At 35.1% G+C, this 17,564-nt stretch carries 19 protein-coding genes; all 19 read right to left on the reverse strand.

What is annotated here, in order from left to right; translation table 11 throughout:
- Positions 1-125: 125 nt before the first annotated feature.
- Positions 126-701, reverse strand: a complete 576-nt coding sequence (rsxA, locus tag AB1349_00005; GenBank protein MEW6555717.1) for an electron transport complex subunit RsxA — start codon at positions 699-701, stop codon at positions 126-128.
- Between the two features lie 10 nt (positions 702-711).
- Positions 712-1,302, reverse strand: a complete 591-nt coding sequence (locus tag AB1349_00010; GenBank protein MEW6555718.1) for an electron transport complex subunit E — start codon at positions 1,300-1,302, stop codon at positions 712-714.
- Positions 1,277-1,795 (reverse strand): RnfABCDGE type electron transport complex subunit G, encoded by a 519-nt coding sequence (locus tag AB1349_00015; GenBank protein ID MEW6555719.1) that lies wholly within the window; start codon positions 1,793-1,795, stop codon positions 1,277-1,279. Before AB1349_00015 ends, AB1349_00010 begins: the two co-directional genes overlap by 26 nt.
- Positions 1,795-2,079 carry a metalloregulator ArsR/SmtB family transcription factor gene (locus AB1349_00020; protein MEW6555720.1) on the reverse strand — a complete coding sequence of 95 codons (285 nt, stop codon included), beginning with the start codon at positions 2,077-2,079 and terminating at the stop codon, positions 1,795-1,797. Before AB1349_00020 ends, AB1349_00015 begins: the two co-directional genes overlap by 1 nt.
- Before the next feature lie 63 nt (positions 2,080-2,142).
- A complete protein-coding gene (locus AB1349_00025; protein MEW6555721.1) occupies positions 2,143-3,054 on the reverse strand; it encodes an RnfABCDGE type electron transport complex subunit D in 912 nt (303 codons plus the stop codon).
- A gap of 41 nt (positions 3,055-3,095) precedes the next feature.
- A complete protein-coding gene (rsxC, locus tag AB1349_00030) occupies positions 3,096-4,412 on the reverse strand; it encodes an electron transport complex subunit RsxC (protein ID MEW6555722.1) in 1,317 nt (438 codons plus the stop codon).
- Positions 4,405-5,406, reverse strand: coding sequence for an FAD:protein FMN transferase (locus AB1349_00035; protein MEW6555723.1), 1,002 nt, complete (start codon positions 5,404-5,406; stop codon positions 4,405-4,407). The genes rsxC and AB1349_00035 overlap by 8 nt, the downstream gene beginning before the upstream one ends.
- Positions 5,355-6,500: a hypothetical protein gene (locus AB1349_00040; GenBank protein MEW6555724.1), complete on the reverse strand. Its 1,146-nt coding sequence runs from the start codon at positions 6,498-6,500 to the stop codon at positions 5,355-5,357. Before AB1349_00040 ends, AB1349_00035 begins: the two co-directional genes overlap by 52 nt.
- Positions 6,454-8,508: a DUF2723 domain-containing protein gene (locus AB1349_00045; GenBank protein ID MEW6555725.1), complete on the reverse strand. Its 2,055-nt coding sequence runs from the start codon at positions 8,506-8,508 to the stop codon at positions 6,454-6,456. Before AB1349_00045 ends, AB1349_00040 begins: the two co-directional genes overlap by 47 nt.
- 32 nt (positions 8,509-8,540) lie before the next feature.
- Positions 8,541-9,335 (reverse strand): FecR family protein, encoded by a 795-nt coding sequence (locus tag AB1349_00050; protein MEW6555726.1) that lies wholly within the window; start codon positions 9,333-9,335, stop codon positions 8,541-8,543.
- Between the two features lie 271 nt (positions 9,336-9,606).
- Positions 9,607-10,551, reverse strand: a complete 945-nt coding sequence (gene mltG / locus AB1349_00055) for an endolytic transglycosylase MltG (GenBank protein ID MEW6555727.1) — start codon at positions 10,549-10,551, stop codon at positions 9,607-9,609.
- Between the two features lie 31 nt (positions 10,552-10,582).
- Positions 10,583-10,999 carry a Holliday junction resolvase RuvX gene (gene ruvX, locus AB1349_00060; protein MEW6555728.1) on the reverse strand — a complete coding sequence of 139 codons (417 nt, stop codon included), beginning with the start codon at positions 10,997-10,999 and terminating at the stop codon, positions 10,583-10,585.
- Complete coding sequence (locus AB1349_00065) at positions 10,980-11,678, reverse strand: polysaccharide deacetylase family protein (protein ID MEW6555729.1); 699 nt, start codon at positions 11,676-11,678, stop codon at positions 10,980-10,982. Before AB1349_00065 ends, ruvX begins: the two co-directional genes overlap by 20 nt.
- A complete protein-coding gene (gene thpR, locus AB1349_00070) occupies positions 11,675-12,235 on the reverse strand; it encodes an RNA 2',3'-cyclic phosphodiesterase (protein ID MEW6555730.1) in 561 nt (186 codons plus the stop codon). The genes AB1349_00065 and thpR overlap by 4 nt, the downstream gene beginning before the upstream one ends.
- Before the next feature lie 10 nt (positions 12,236-12,245).
- On the reverse strand, positions 12,246-13,490 hold the full coding sequence (locus AB1349_00075; GenBank protein ID MEW6555731.1) for a competence/damage-inducible protein A: 1,245 nt from the start codon (positions 13,488-13,490) through the stop codon (positions 12,246-12,248).
- 118 nt (positions 13,491-13,608) lie between these two features.
- On the reverse strand, positions 13,609-13,986 hold the full coding sequence (locus AB1349_00080; GenBank protein MEW6555732.1) for a PilZ domain-containing protein: 378 nt from the start codon (positions 13,984-13,986) through the stop codon (positions 13,609-13,611).
- A gap of 77 nt (positions 13,987-14,063) precedes the next feature.
- On the reverse strand, positions 14,064-15,119 hold the full coding sequence (locus AB1349_00085; GenBank protein MEW6555733.1) for a tetratricopeptide repeat protein: 1,056 nt from the start codon (positions 15,117-15,119) through the stop codon (positions 14,064-14,066).
- 82 nt (positions 15,120-15,201) lie between these two features.
- Positions 15,202-16,152, reverse strand: a complete 951-nt coding sequence (locus AB1349_00090) for an ATP-binding protein (protein ID MEW6555734.1) — start codon at positions 16,150-16,152, stop codon at positions 15,202-15,204.
- A 171-nt stretch (positions 16,153-16,323) separates the two neighbouring features.
- Positions 16,324-17,564, reverse strand: a 1,241-nt coding sequence (locus AB1349_00095) for a LysM peptidoglycan-binding domain-containing protein (GenBank protein MEW6555735.1), incomplete at its 5' end; no start/stop codon positions are given.

A 17,564-nucleotide genomic window follows, 5' to 3' on the forward strand; every position in this document is an offset into this window, starting at 1 on the left:
ATCCCAGCATCAGTTAGTTCGTTGCCTTATTAACTGTGGGATTTGGTGTTGGACTGGTCGCTACCCTTTATCCAGTTCGGACTTCCACCGACAAGAATTCAAGGAACTTTCTTGGCACACTCATTTTACATCATCCCTGTGAAACCAAAAAATGCGATTGCTATAAGTCCAGCAATAATAAACGCTATCGGCTCGCCTTTAAGCGATTTCGGGACTTCTGCTAATTCAAGACGTTCTCTAATAGACGACATTAAAACCAAAGCAAGCGTAAAACCTAGACCAGCACCAACAGTAAATACAACCGTTTTTATAAGATTATGATTTTCTCTGATATTTAAAATCGCAACTGCCAGAATTATACAATTTGTAGAAATCAACGGAAGATAAATTCCTAATGCTCTATAAAGCGCAGGTGAAGTTTTCATAATAACTATCTCTACAAACTGAACAAGCGTAGCTATTACAAGAATAAAAACAATCGTCTGCAGATATTCTATATGGAGCGGATTAAGAACAAAGTATTGAATAAACCAAGCTGAAACCGCAGCCATCAGAAGCACAAAAATAACAGCCAAGCCCATACCGATTGCATCCGATATTTTTTTGGAAACACCCATATATGGACATAGCCCCAAAAATCGTGCAAAAACAAAATTATTGACGAAAATAGTCGCCAGTAAAAGCAAAACTAACTCTCTCATTTTTTTATTGTTATTTTTTTATCGTTCTCAAAATTGCTATCAAAAGGCCTATCGTAATAAATGCACCGGGTGGTAGCATCATAATTAAAACAGGTGTGAACTCAGCAAAAAGTTTAAGTCCAAAAAATGAACCATTAGATGTAATTTCTCTGATGGATGCTATGATAAATAGAACTAAAGTGTAGCCCAAACCCATACCGAGTGCGTCAATCATAGAATCCAATACAAGTTTTTTTGAAGCGAATGCTTCCGCACGGGCAATAATTATACAATTGACGACAATTAGCGGGATAAAGATACCGAGATTTTTATGAATCAACGGAAAATAGGCATTCATTAATAAATCAACAATCGTTGTGAATGAACCTATGACGATTAAAAATACTGGGATACGAACTTTTTGTGGAATTGTTTTTCTAAGTAGCGAAATCAGAATGTTAGCACCTAAAAGCACAAATGTCATCGCACAACCCATTCCGATTGCATTTTTTGCTTCAGTTGAAACAGCAAGTACCGAGCAGAGCCCGAGCATCAAACCTAAGACAGGATTTTCTTTGACTATTCCTTTTGTGAACTCATTTGACAGTTTTTTTAAACTCATTTATTTTTTCTCTTATAGCATTCGTTATTGCCCGAGAAGAAATCGTTGCGGATGTTATTGCGTCTATTTTACCACCATCTTTTTTTAATAAAACCTCTTCGGAAAATTTGCCAATAAACTGCGATAGAAAACTATGCTCGATTATTTTGGTGCCAAGCCCTGGTGTTTCATTTTGGGATAGAATTTTTATACCAGTTATTTTGAACTCTTTATCAAGCCCGATGAGTGCAGAAATCTCACTTGAATAACCGACAGCGGTAATTTTTAATATATAACCAACAGTATTGTTTTGAGTATCAAATCCTTCGGTATAAATATCTTTTGCTTGAAAATTTGAGGCTGATGGCAGAACTTCTTTAAGTGCTTCCTGTTCCGCTATCAACTTCCGTTGTGCAATTTTTTTGGATGTAAAATAACTTGTTACTGCAAGTGCAAGTCCTGCAATCACACAGATAATAAAAAGATATTTCCCAAGTTTAACAATTTCTTTCATTATCGTTTCGTTCTTTGTTGTTTTATCATTTTGAATATCTTCCTGTTAAATCTTAATACCCGTTTGGGATTCAAAGTAAAATAAACTTTTGACTTTTTCATATGTGATTTTATCATTCCCACCTGTTCTAATTTCTTAAGGTGTTGTACTGCAGCGGGTTTTGAAATCCTGAATCGTTTCATAATATCATTCAAAGTTGTTTCTCTCTTCTGATGCAAAATTTCTAAAATCCCAATCCGTCTCTGATTAGCAACCGCTTTGAAAATCCATAACAATGGTTTCATTTGCCCTCCTCGTTTTTAAGAAAAAAATTAACAAATTAACTTATTAATTAATTAATTAATAAGTTAACGCTTCCGTCCAAAAATTCGTGGTTTTGTGCATCGGTCAATTAAAGGCACCAAAATATTCATAATCAGAATAGAATAGCAGACACCTTCGGGATAGGAACCAAGATTTCTTATCAAAACTGTCAAAAGCCCGCAGCCGAATCCAAAAATAATTTTTCCTTTTACAAACAATGGGCTTGTCACATAATCAGTTGCCATAAAAAATGCACCCAAAATCAGACCACCTGACAAAAGTTGAAAAATCGGATCCTGTTTGAATGGAATTGATAGAACTGCGACTGTCAAAATATATGTTATTGGAATATGCCAAGAAATAATTTTTCGCCGAAACAGATATAAAGCACCTAAAATTAAAAGTATTTTTGATACCTCGCCGATAGAACCGGGAATATTGCCGATAAACAAATCCGTATATGACGGTAGCGAACCGGTAAGTTTTTCTTTCAAAATACCTAATGGCGTCGCCGATGTGATACCGTCAATCTGCCATTTTGTCATAGCGGACGGAAAAGATGCCAATAGTACCGCACGACCGACCAATGCCGGATTGAAAATATTGAACCCTATTCCGCCGAAACATTCTTTTGTTATAAAAATCGCAAAAAACGAACCGATACAAACCTGCCATAATGATATATTAGGTGGCAAGCAATAAGCCATCAAAAGTCCGGTAAGTGCCGCACTGCCGTCGGAAATTTTAACTTTTGTCTTAAAAATAAACTTTTGTGAAATATATTCAAATAAAACACAACTTGCAATAGATGTTAAAATTACATAACCTGCGTGAATACCGAATTTATAGATACCCCACAATCCCGTCGGTAATAATGCCGAAAAAACGGACAGCATAATTTTTTTTGTGGTCTGTTGCGATTTAATATGTGGTGCAGGTGAAATAGTAACTTTCATATAAAACGATTTATACCGATAACATACCGATTCAAACAGATTTACTTCTGAATCATTACTTTGGCTAATTTTATATTTTGAACAAGATGGATCTTTGCCGGACATTCGTAAGCACAGCATCCGCATTCTATGCAGTCAAGCGGATTGTAATTTTTTAATTCTTCGTACCTTTTTTTCTCAACCAGACGCGATATTAGTGTCGGCACAAGTCCCGTCGGACAAACATCAATACATTTTCCACAACGGATACAATTTGTTGGCTCATAATGTTTTGACTCCTTTTCAGTCAGCGCAACAATTCCTGACATTCCTTTTACTACCGGGACATCAAGCGAGAATTGAGTTATACCCATCATTGGACCGCCTGCGATAATTTTTTTTACATCGTCGGTAAACCCACCGCAGTAATCAAGCACTTGTGACAACGGTGTCCCAATACGAACTTTTAGGTTACCGGGTCGCTTTACATTTCCATCAACCGTTATTATCCGTTCGTAAAGCGGTTGCCCTTCATAGATCGCCTGATGTATCGCTTTTGCAGTTTGGACATTATGGACGATGCAGCCAACATCCATCGGAAGACCGCTTGATGGAACTTCTCTTTTTAATACCGCTTTTATCAATTGTTTCTCAGCACCTTGTGGATATTTTGTTTTCAATTTTACAATTTTAAGTTTAGCGGGTAGGGCTGGGTTGGGATGTTGTTTCATTTCCTTCACAATAACATTCATTTTTTCTATTGCTTCAGGTTTGTTATCTTCAATTGCGATATAGCCATTTTCTGTATTTAGAATTTTCATTACAAGATTGAACCCACTAAAAACTTTTTCCGTCTCTTCAAGCATTACTCTATAGTCGCAGGTAAGATATGGTTCACATTCACAGCCATTTAGTATAACGCTATCAATTTTTTTCTCTTTTGGTGGCGAAAGTTTTACATGTGTCGGGAATGCTGCTCCACCAAGCCCGACAATACCTGCATTCTTTATAATTTCAACAATTTCGTTCGGAAAAAGTTTATCCGGATTTTTTCCTTTAAACTCAACCGTCTCGTCTTTGTTATCGGATTCAATGATTATTGAATCAAAATTATATCCACAGGGATGAAGGCGACTTTCAATCGCAGTAATCTTTCCTGAAACAGGCGAGTGCAAAGTTGCCGAGATAAAAGCTGTTGCTTCGGCAATCAGTTGTCCGGTTTTGACGAAGTCGCCAGTTTTTACAACGGGCTTTGCAGGTAAACCAGTATGTTGGGATAATGGCACAACTGCTTGTTGGGGCAGTGGCATTTCTTCAATTGGTATATTTTTTGTGTGTTTGCGTTCAGGTATTTGTATGCCACCTTTGAATTTATTCATAGTTTGAAAATCCTGCTGTTTTTGTAATTTTTTTTTCGTTATCAATCAAAAGGTATTCAAAATTTTTTTGCTTTTTATACAATTCAATCATTTTTTCAGCTCCCAGAACAAAACTTGCAGTTGCCAATGCATCAGCATCGGTCGCGGTATCGCTAATTATTGTAGCACTTATTGACTTATCTGCTGGGTAGCCTGACAACGGGTCTATTATATGCGAAATTTTCATTTTGTCAATCTCAAAATATCTCTCATAATCACCACTTGTTGTAACTGCTTTATCGCTAATTCTTAAAACGGTTATAAAATCATTTTTGTTTCTTGGATTTTGGAGTGCTATTTTCCAAACTTTAGGTCCGAAACATCTGATATCACCACCAGCATTTATCATACCTGCTTTTATTCTATTTTTTTTCAATATCTCAACTGCTTTATCAACTGCATATCCTTTTGCAATCCCGCCTAAATCAATTTTCATCCCTTTTTTTATGAAGTTAATTTTTCTGTTCTGCTCGTCAATACTAATATTTTTTGAGCCTACAAGTTGACGAACTTTTGTTATTTTTTCTGCTGTTGGTAATTTCCCATTTTTTTTTGCAGTTTTCCAAAGTTCAATTATCGGCATAATAGTAATATCAAACGCACCGTTAGAAATTTCAGAAAAATAAACTGATTTTTTTATAAGTTGAACTGCCTCATCAGACATAATTGCTGAACCGTTTTTATTTAATTGTGAAATCTCTGACTCTGGTTTATAGACAGAGAAAATATTTTCAACCCGAGTGATTTCATTAAAAGCGGCTGAAATTGATTTTTTAGCAGTTGTTTCATCAAACGACCACACTTTTATTTCAACTGTTGTTCCCATTAGAATTCCAATCTTAGAAAATTCTTTTACACTAAGAGAACAACCGGTCAACAAAACCAAAAGAAACAGAATAACACTCATTGTGAGATAAATATTTTTACAGGCTGACTTGTATTTGTATTTTCCCATATATCTGTTGCACAAACTCGCAGATAAAGTGTGCTTTGTAGATGCTGTGGCAACTTTTTAGGATTCAGCGAAAACATATATGGTGCGGTATAGACGATAAAACCATGCTGGGTCCAATTTTTTTTATCGCTGGATATTTCAAGCCATGCTTTCTCAATCTCATTACCGAGGACTGAGGCATAGATATTTTTTTTCTCTGTAATTTTTTCGTTATCTGTAATTCCCATAAGATGCAAAGTTATATTTTGTGATACTTCAGGAACAAATTTTAGTGCGATTGCTGGCTCAAAAACGGTTATTGGCGATTTAAGCGTTGTTGTGCTATAATATTGTGGCGGGTTGCCTTTTATTTCATCATTGATAAAACTATTCGTCTCCTTGCCACCCCAAGCAGCAGCAATTATTGGACTGTTTGAAGAATCGGTCAAAGATGCAGATGTTGACCATAAAGCGATATAATTTTCACCACCAAAATTTAGTTCATTTAACGGAATTGGTGTCCAAAACCAGCGGGACTCACCAACATGTTCAATTGCAAGTTCACTATCACCTTCAAATGGGATATCAGATGTTGCAGTTAAAAATTTCCAGTTTGTTTCTTTCCATACTGGCGTAGATGAGACCGCTATATAGATGTCACCTGGAATTGCTTCTTTATCAAGTGTAGGTTTCCCATTAACATAAACCTGTCTTGATTTCATTCTGCCGAGTTTAGCACCGACAAAAACTTTTTTGTAGTTTGACATATCTTCTGGAACGACGATTTGTTCAATCCAGACCCTGTTATATCCGACATACCAGAAGCCATCCCAACCACCACCATTTGCAAAAAGCCGGTAATCATTTGGATTATTTGTAGCACAAAGATAGATAGGATAGGAGATTGTTGTCTGGCTGTAAAGGCAGCAAATAGCGAATAGTGAATAGCAAATAGCAAATAGCAAATAGCGGATAGAGGCGAGCGGATAGCGTACAGAAAACCAACTTCTAACCTCTCTACGCTCTACGCTATTTCTTAATTGCCTAATTGCTAAATTGCTTAATCGCTTAATCGCTGATGTTATTTGCAAGCCATTTTCTGACTGTATCTGCATTAGGTCCTCCTGGTTTTAACTGAAGATATTTTTGAAAATAATTTTTTGCTTCTTTTTTGTTTTGAATCTGCGAATATATTACGGCTATATTATAGTAAATATCTGCATTTTCTGGTGTATATTCTATTGCTTTTTTATAGTCAGAAATTGCGTTTTCAATTTTTCCGGCAGTATAATTTTTATAGCCCTTATTCTGATAGATTTTTGATAACTGACCAAGCGAATCTTTATCTGTGGAATCATACTGATATGCATTTTGGAAACATTCTATTGCTTTGTTTTCCTTTTGCTGTTCTAGATACAAAAGTCCGAGATTGTAATATGCAGGCGAATATGAGGAGTCAAGCGAAATCGTATGGGATAACGCGAAAAATGCATCGTCAAACTTTTTTTGCTGTCTCAAAATATCGCCGATATTATTGTTTAGCCAGATAAGGTCTTTACCTGATTGAAGCGCTTTTTTTAACTCTATAATTCCTTCTTTTTTTTGGTTATTGTTAATCAAAAACTTTCCATAAAAATACGGGTATCTTGCAACAACTTCCTGTTCTCTGTATTCATAATATTCTTTAGCCAGCCGCTGAACATAAAAAAACTGAAACTCATATTTTTTAGTGTTGGTTATAGTCCAGATTAACCCATTTAATAATAGTGGTTTTCCTATTTTTTCAGTATTTACTGCTGAATAGTATTTGATATCTTTTTCAGATAAATTTTTTGCTGAGAAGATATTATTATACGAATCTATTACTGTTATATCTGGTCTTTTATGGACTACATTTTTCAGATAAGAAATCGTAAAAATTGTTTCATCAACCTCATCGTATAAATACAATATACCATTTTTTGCGATAGATTTCAATATATTCACAGGATAATCATATCCAACAAAATTATATCTATTATTATTTCTTTTTATGTTTGAGAATACCTGAAAACCTAATATCAGAAGAACTGGTACCAAGCATAGTTTGATTTTTCCTAACTCAAAAATCTCATAACCAATCCATATTGAAACCATTATCCATGCAGGTATGTAATATGGCGTGAATGCATCAATATCCTGTGGTGTAAATTTGAAATTGAGCAGGAATATCAGTCCGAAGGTATTGACAAGAAAAATTAAGCAAGTGAGTATTGCAAATTTTATATTTTTTTTTATGATTTTAATCAACCCAGCAATCGCGATTAAACAGAACCCAAGCCCAAAATTTTCTAACACCTGTTCTGCCAGATTTTTCATAAATAAAACTTTGGTTTCAAATCCTACCTTTTTTGCTAATTCAAGTCCACGGTATTGGAATCGGCCGAGATGTGCACTAAAATTTGTAAAATTTTCTGGATTACCCCAGTCAATCGGTGGCTTTTGTGCCGAACGGATTGGCAAATAAAGATATAAAACCCAACCCAGCAGCAAAAAAATAAAGAACGAAAAAAATGTTTTCCAATTTAATACTTTCGGATTTTTCCAAATTATATAAAGTACAAAAACAGGTCCAAAAAGAAACATAATGTAATGATTAGTAAGAGAAAGTCCATAGATAAAAAAAGCGAGTAGCGAGTAGCGAGCGAGTAGTAAATAAATTATTAAAACAACAAAAAATGCGTTGAGCGTATAGACCTCAGAAATTATAGCTTGCGACCAGAAAGTGCTGGAGAAAGCAAGCGCTAACGCACAGATAAGAGATGGAAGATGAGAGAATGGAGATGGGTTTTTACTCTTATCTCTTATCTCATATCTCATATCTTTTGTTATCAGATACACTATTAGACAGGTTAAGGTGCCAAAAAAAGCGCTCATCAAATTGACACGATATGCGATATTACCAAATGGAATTATCACTGTAAAAATTTTACCAAGGATTGTCCAAAGCGGGTAGCCCGGCGGGTGTGTGATTCCTAAAGTATATGCTGCAGTTATTAGTTCTCCACTATCACCAACTGAAACAGCAGGATGGAGCGTATAAAGATAAACTGTAAAGAGAACAACGGCAATAATAAAAACCATCTTTTCATTAGTTGACAGTTTTCTTTTTCATACTACCGAGATGGTGGAGAACGTCGTTTGATTGCTTTTCTTTTCATTTGATTTCTTTTTATTTGTTCTATTCGTTTTTCTCGTAACTTTTTAAATTTCTCAAACGCAGTTTGTCTCATTTTCAATCGGTGTTCCGGTGGATGTCGTTTAAGCTGTTCTTTTAACGACTGAACCCGTTTTCTTAACCGTGCATTTCGTTCTTTATATTTTTGCATTAATACAAGCCGCGATGGTGGTCGGGGACGGATGCCTCTTTCAACTAATGTTTCCTGGTCGGGCTTTACATTTACTTCTTCTATTTCAGTTCCTTCAGTATTTTTTACACCGACTTCGCCATCAAACACACCAACAGCCGTTTTCTCACCAGAAGATTCAACTGCAAACTCAGTACCTCTTACAGCGACAATAGCGGTAGGTGAGTTAACTTCCATTTTTGTATCTTTTGATTTAGAAATGTTTGCCAAAATTTTACCAAACCACAACGAAACTTTTGAATCATGTTTCTCAGTAGTTATCTCAAGCGTATCAATAGCTGCCTCTGTATTTTCACCAACAAAAATAATTGAGCCATCATCTAATTCAACATTACAAGACGAATTTTCTGCTGTTTTAATTTTGTCTTTTAACTGAACAGGCATCCCTTCAACTGCTGGCGCCCAGTCCATTTCACCTTCTTTTAGAATCTCAACAGTGCCTTTTACTTCACCAAACTCACCGGAAAAAGTCTGTGCGGATAAAAAGGTAGAAAGGTAAACAGGTAAGAAGATAGAAAGTAAAAAACTGAATATCCACTTCATTTGACACCTCCTTGACAGCATAGAATTAAGAAATAAGAATTAAGAAAAAATTGATTTAGTACATTTGCTCTAATTGAAAAATCAAAAATTACCGACGCCCAATATCCAAATGTAAGCAAATGCTTACATTTCCTGTAACAGTTCAGTTTTTGTAGTCGGTGATTTTTCCGCCAGAGGCAAACCCGCCTTTGGCGGGAAAGTTCACGCCTACAAATTTCAGCAAAATTTACCTATTACTGATTTTTTCAATGGTTTTATTCTATCAAATTGATTATATTTTGTCAAGGTTTTTATTTGTTGTTTTTCGCTGTTTCTTTTTTGAGTTGTGTTCTTCAATATATTTTGAAAATATATGTGTCCCAGAACCATCTGCAACAAAAAACATATCCTCACTGTCAGACGGATAGAGTGCTGCCTTAATAGATTTTAATCCAGGATTACAAATAGCGCCAGGTGGAAGACCGGGGTGAATATATGTATTGTATAGCGAGTTTATTTTTAAATCCTGGTATGTTAGAAAACTTTTATGTTCTCCCATCGCGTATAAAATAGTTGCACAGGATTCTAAGTTCCAGCCTTTTTTCAGTCGGTTATGGAAGACAGCGGAAACAAGTGGTCTTTCTTCATCTTTTTTGGCTTCTTTCTCTATAATTGAGGCAAGGATTATAATCTGTTTTTCTGTTAGTTTAAGTTCTTTTGTTCTTCTAATAAACTCGTCTACAAAAATTTTTTTAAATTGGTTATAGAGCATTTGCACTATTTTATTTTCGGCAGTGGCGGGCTCAAAAAAATATGTTTCTGGGAAAAGGTATCCTTCCAGTTTTTTATTTTTTACTCTATCTAAAAATCTTCTACTGCTGCAGATTCCTTTTTTCTCTAAAAGCTCTGCGATTTCTTGTGTTGTCAATCCCTCTGGTATTGTGATTTTTATCCTGTATGTATCGCCATTCACAATTTTTTTAAGAATAATCCAATTTGGTATTTTATTGTTTAGTTTATATGTTCCGTACTTAAATTTTTTTTCTGTTTTTGTAAGCCATACAAGTGTTAGAAAGAGATTTTCGCTTTTTATAATTTTTCCGTTTTTAAGTATTTTTGCAACCTGTTTGGGAGTTGACCCTTCCGGAATTTTTATAACTGTTTCTTTGTATGGAATACAAAAATAGACGAGTATAATTAAAATTAAAAATAAAATTAAGAATAAAATTTTTTTCATCTTGCTCGTCGGTAGTTATAGAACATTTGTTCTATAAACCAGTTTTTTTCTGTTCTACATAATTTTGTAATATCAGACATGCGGCGGCACTATCCATTTTTTGTTTTCGTTTTCGCCAGTTTCTTTGTGTATCTGCAAGTTTTTCATTGGCTTCTTTTGATGTAAGTTGCTCATTAACAAAAACGGCTTTCAGCCCAATTTTTTTGTAAATTTTACAAGCAAATTTTCTTATTTCTTTTGTCATTTCATTTTCACTACCGTTCATATTTATTGGTAGTCCAATTACTATTTCAGATACCGAAAACTCTTCAACTATTTCAACAATTTTAGAGAATACAGTATCCGTTTTTTCTACTGTAACAGGTGGAAGTGGGGTTGGGATAAAAGAAGAAGTCGTAACTGCAAACCCGAGCCGTTTTTTACCGTAATCAATAGCGAGGATAGACAATGTGTTTCCCTTTCCCTTGAGCAAGCAGAGCAGAAAGCGTTGTGAACTTAAATCCTCTTGCTTTAAGTTTCTCTATGATTTTAGGCAGGATGGTTATAGTATCTCGGGGCCCGTTATGAAGCAACACAACACTACCATCACGCGAATTAGTAACTACTTTTTCATAAATCACTGGTGATGGATTTCTATGGTCTTCTGGAAAAACCGACCAGAGTGCCATTTTGTAGCCACAGGTGTTTGTATCGGTAATCACTTTTGAATTATACTGCCCACCGGGTGGAGTAAAAAGATATGTATCCATACCGGTGATATCTTTTATTAGAAGCCGTGTTTTAGAAAGTTCTGAGATAACCTGTGTGGTTGATAGCGTAGTAAGGTTTCTGTGGCTGTATGTATGATTGGCAATCTCGTGTCCTTTTTGATGTATTTCTTTTAATAGTTCCGGATATTTTTCTACCATTTTACCGACGACAAAAAAGGTTGCTTTTATACCTGCATCATCAAGTATTTTTAATAACTGCGGGGTTGATTTCGGATTAGGTCCATCGTGGAATGTTAGCGATATAATTTTTTCTGCACCAAAAACATAAGCGAATAAGTGGGTAAGTGAATAAGTGATTAGTAAAATCCAATAAGACCACTTAACCATATAACCACTTAGCCACTTGTTTCCATTCATTTTTCCTCCAGTTTGAATTCTTTAATAGTTTCGTATATCGGTCCTTTAGGTGTCAGTGTACTTTTTATTAATAGAATCTCTGAAACCGAGTTCAACATTTTCTCTATCTGTATTTTTTTTAGTATCTCAACCAATTTTTCGTTGTTTTTGGGGCTTCTAAATCTGCCTAATGTCAAATGTGCAGAGAAAGCCCTTTTTTCTTTTTCAAACCCAAGCGGTTCTAATGCGGTCTCTATTTTTTCAGAAAGCGATTTCAACTCCTGTTCACCATTCTCTACACCAACCCACAAAACTCTCGGGAACCTATTATTCGGAAAGATGCCTAATTTGTAAAATATAATTTCAAACTTTTTTGTATCAGCGATAGCATTTTTCAATTTTTCTGTAATCTCAGCGATTTTGTTTTCTTCTACTTCACCTAAAAACTTTAATGTCAGATGCAGATTCCCTAGCTCAGTCCATTTTATATCATACTGGTTTTTTTTGAGTGCTGACTGGACTTCTGAAATCCTGTTTTTATTTTCAGCACTGATACCAACAGTAACAAATAGCCGCATTATTATTTTATTATATCAAACTTTTTCGTAAAATGTCAAGTGCTGCGGTAGCAATTTTATCTTTTATTTCTGTTCGGCTACCTGAAAAATTGAACTGTTTCACAATAGTTTCTTTATCAGATGTCAAGCCGATATAAACAAGCCCGACGGGCTTACCGGTTGAAGATGGTTTAGGACCTGCTATTCCTGTTGTTGAAAGCCCGAAATTGGTAGTTGCAATTTTTTTTATAGATTCTGCCATTTCTTTTGCAATCTCTTTTGAGACAGCACCGTATTTATTTAATGTTTCTTCTTTAACACCAAAAATCCGTTTCTTGCTGTTATCTGAATATGCTACAACCCCTTCCTTAAAATACAAAGAGCTACCAGCAACATTCGTAAGCCGGTGTGTAATCAACCCACCGGTACAGGACTCAGCAACTGCGAGTGTTTTCCGTTTTTTAAGCAGTAGTTCACCGACGACGCTTTCAAGCAGCTGATTATCTTCACCATAGATATTTTCTTTTAGAATATCATAAAATTCTTGTTTCAAATTCTTGATTGTCTTATCAATCAGCAGTTCATCTGTTCCGGACAGCATTATTTTTATATCAACGCCAGTATGTTTGGAAAGAATAATAAATTTTACCTCACTACCTTCTAATCTTTTTTCAATTTCAACAATTTTTTTGATTTTGTCGTCTATGTATGACTCTGACAGTCCGGTTGTATGCAATGTTTTTACTTTTAATATATTCTTTTCAAACCGTTTTTTTAGATATGGGACAACCGTTTCATCCAGCATAGGTTTCAGTTCGCGTGGCGGACCCGGTAGAAGAATTACAGTTTTATTATTAAGTTCTACAATCTCGCCAGATGCAGTTCCGAGATTGTTTGGGATAATCTCGGCACTTTCAAGGATATATGCCTGCTTTTCGGTTGATTTCGGCATTTTTATATTTTTTTTCTCAAAATAATCAGCAATTTTTTTTAGTAGTTCTTTATTTAGCACAAGTCTTTTACATATGGTTTTAGATACAACTTCTACTGTAATATCATCAAAAGTAGGACCTAACCCACCACAAGTTACCACTATATCTGACCGATTTAATGACTCAGCAAAAACATTTTTAAGTTCTGAAAAATCATCACCGACAGTGATTACTCGTGTCGTTTTCAAACCAACTGTAGCAAGTCTTTCAGAAATGAGTGCAGTATTTGTATTTACAAAATCCAGCAAAAGTTCTGTCCCAATACAGATAATTTCAATATGCATAGATTAGCTTTCGTAACAGTTCAGTTCTGCTGAAAACGCATAAATTGTAGTCGGTGATACTGATTTTCATCAGCACAAGTTTTTAATTACTGTAGAACCGCGAACTGAAAGTTCACGACTACAAATTTTTTTTCAGGAATTGTTTTATCAGATAATTCTGTTCTGCTAATTGCGACATTATGAAATCGCCGAGTTTGATTCTATCCAGCATATTTATTTTAGTCAGTTTTAGTCCGTATTTCCTGATATTTTGTCCACTCTTATTCCACATAACCTGTCCTGCAAACTCGCAATTTAATCCATTAGGTAGCATTATTTTTAATTGCAGATTTTCGCCAAGTGTAACCTCAGTATTGGTTTCTATTGAAACTCCATTTACTGATATATCTATCACTTTGGCATCTGCGTTTTCAGTTGGATAATCCATAGATGAGAACTTACAAGGGATATCCAGCAATACCCGGACAAATTTTCTTTTCTCTTCACCTTTTGGCATATTTTTATTTTACAAAAATTTTGCCAAATTTGCAACAAAAAAAAGGGAGTGGGGGAGGGGGAGGGGACTGAAGTGGATTATTTACCTTTCAGCATTTTGAACGGAATCCGATATGCTTCGCCGGTACCTTCGGAGGTCAGAAAAACATAATTAGCGGTTATACTCAAGCCCGAAATTTTTCTGCTGGATGAAACCTTAGAGCCGAATGCTGGAATTTCGTATTCACAGATTTTACTAAGTTTTTTCTGTTTCTCGTCTAAGAAATATCTATAGACCTTATCGGTATCACAATCTGCGACAAAAACATTTTTGCCTTTTATGAAGATGCCAATAGGATTAGGATTAGCAACAGGTATTGATAATTCAACCGTCAGGTTTTTATCCTTTTTATGCTTATAAATTTTATCTTCATTAGAATCGCAAGACCATAAATACTTATCAGCAGAAAAAATTGCGGATGGGTTAGAAGCAGGTGAAGCGAAACTGCCGATAATTTTTAGTGTGTTCTTATCAAGTTGAAAAATTTTTTTAGAAAACGCATCACACAGCCATATACCGTTTTTATCAGCTGCGATGCTGCTGGGATGAATATCAGGTAGTTTGGTTGATTTTACTAGCGACAGTGTAACATCCAATTTATGTTTATAGACCGTCTGCGAGAACCAATCTGAAATCCATACTTCCGTATCTAAAATAGTAATCCCGGATGGATGTAATGCTGGGATTGAAAAATACGCTATATTTTGTGGAACAGGTTTTGCAAAATATAATACTGTTAGATAAACCAACGCCGAGCAAAAAACTAGCAGCGTAATCTTTAGTATTTTTTTGGTTGGTAGTCGCTGTTTGATTTTTAATTTTTTATCACGGTCGCCTTCTAAAAGTTTAGCAAGCGCCTCTTTCGCATCTGCATAATGCGGGTTAATATCTAATGCGATTTTATATTCTTTTGCAGCATTCCCGAACAATTTCATTTTTTCATATATTTTAGCAAGGTCGTAATGGATATGTGCGAACTCAGGCGAGAATTTTAGCGCTTTATCAAACTCGTCAACTGCTTTATTATACATTTCAGCGATAGAATACGCTTTAGCCAGATAATAATGTTTATTTGTATTTTTTATTTTATCCATAAACCCTTGGGGTAAATTCCAAATTTCAAATCACAAATTCCAAAAGTTTGGTTTTGGGAATTTGTTTGTAATTTGGTGCTTGTTATTTGGTGCTTGTAGTTATTTTTACTGTTGTGCCTTTATCTTCTTCACTAAAAATATCCAACTTACATTTATATGTATCCAGAATTTTTCGTACTTTTGTTAAACCCACACCAAATCCAACTTTCTTTTTTGTAGAAAAAAACGGCTGGCTAATTTTTTCCATAAGATGTGCTGGAATTCCACGCCCTGTATCTGAAATCTCTACTACAGCGTTGTTTTCTGATGAATACATTTTTATCGTTAGTGTTCCACCCTGTGGCATTGCATCAAAACAATTTCTGATTATTTCGGTAAAACATATCTTGAGATGTTGACTGGGGATTGGTAATTCAGGTATTTCAGCAATTTCTTTGGAAATTTTTATATTCAACTTTCCTGCAATTTCTTTGAATTCAGTAATTATTTCATCAATCAGGATATCCGGTTTGACAGTGCCTTCTTCTTTTGTAAATGGCTGTGTGAACCATACAAGTTCATCCGCATGTTGAATTAACCATTCAGTATGTTCAATAAGATTTTTGGCAAGTGTTTTTATTTTCTTTTCTTTACAAAACTCATCACATACTTTTGCAATCCCGTTAATATATCCGGCATCTTTTTTCAGGAACCTGACAACTTCAGAGATAATTGTTACGATTTCATTATTTTTTTCTTGCACTATAACACGCAGATGTTCGTCTGATTCGTTTTTCTGTACTTCTAACTCGTTTTGATATTTTTCTATGACTGTATTCTGCTGGTTAATTAATGCTGTTATTTCTTTATCTTTTGAAACAATTATTTTTTCAAGTTCAGCAATTTTAGTTTCAAGTTCTTTTATCTTAGCAGTATGTTCAAATATCTCGTTTTTAAGCACTTTTTTTTCTGTATTCTGTTTTTTTCGTTCTTCATCAATTTGTTTTTGTAGTTCAACAAATTTAGCCCGCCAATAGTCAGTTAATGATTTCATAAAAAATACAATTAAAAATTAAAAGTTAAAAATGACACCAAGTGTCATACCCGAAGGTACTAGTCGGGTATCCAGAAAAGATTATGGATTCCCGACAAAGACATTCGGGAATGATTTTTTCAGGTCATTTTACATTTTTCATTTTACATTTTTAATTTTTAATTGCCTCTATTATGGGATTACCAGTTGTGAACCTACAACAGGCATTCCGCGTTCTATTTTGGTTTTATTAGCATTATAGATATCCTGCCATCTATCAGGTGTGCCGTAGTATTTTTCTGAAATTGAGGTTAATGTCTCGCCTTTTTCAACAGTATGGTAAGTAATTTTTTTAGGTAGCGGTCGGTATGAAAGCCGCCGATTCTCTGCTTCAAGTTGTTCTTTATGTTTTTGGGTTTCCTCCAATTCTATTTTTGTTTTTTCCATCTCAGTTGAAACATTAGATAACTGTTGTTGTGTTGTATCCAGATTATTCTGTAGTTCTTTTTTTTCTGTTTCTAATGTTGAGATTTTGGTTTCTAAATCTTTTGTATACGGGTCATTAAGTTCTTTACCAAACTCAAACACAACTGACAGATGGTGGTTCCCAAATATATCTTTTACACCGGTTAGTGGCAGTTGGAATGCGTAATCAATTCTTAGCGGGTCTGGCAGAACCGAGAATCCAAGTGAGATATTAGTGAAATCTTTACCATAGCCGATACCTTCTCTGATAAAAAACTTATCTTTAAAATATGGTTTTTCGGTACCAACAAAAAACTTTAACTCATTCTGGTATTGTTCTGTATCAAAACAAATTGCTATTGCAGGAACTCGCCAGGTAATACCTGCCCGTATTCTGATAGGCAAATATACTGATTCTGCCAAACCAATATCAGGTTCGTTGATATTAAAAGCAGCCACACCTACTGATAGCCGTTTTGTAATTCTTGTGAGTAGCCCGACATCATTAGAAACCGCAGTTCGTATTTTTTGTTTTCCATTATTAAATACAGGGTCAAATGCGGTATAGATATCGTTGCCATATTTTATTTCTAACAATTTCAGATTCCAGCCGAGTGCAATTTTTTTAGAGATATTTTTGGCAAAACTTATTGCTGTTACTGTTTCGTTATAGACCGCTGGTAGACGGATGGAAGCCATAGAAATAGCAACAGATTCTCTACCTCTTAAAGGATGCAGATAGCCAACAAATGCATTCGCAAGTTCGCTTTTATCGTCCAGCCCTAAAAACGGTTTAGCATAATATGCGACCAACTCTTTATGTCTGATTTGTGTTAGCCCTGCGGGATTGTAGTGGACTGCCTGAATATCGTTAGCAAGCCCTGAAAATGCGTTCCCCATACCGTAAGGACGGGCACCGGAAGAAGTGTTTTCAAACGCGCCATAGAGACAGCAAATAGCAAATAGCA

The sequence above is a fragment of the Elusimicrobiota bacterium genome, assembly GCA_040757695.1.
Classification (GTDB): domain Bacteria; phylum Elusimicrobiota; class UBA8919; order UBA8919; family UBA8919; genus JBFLWK01.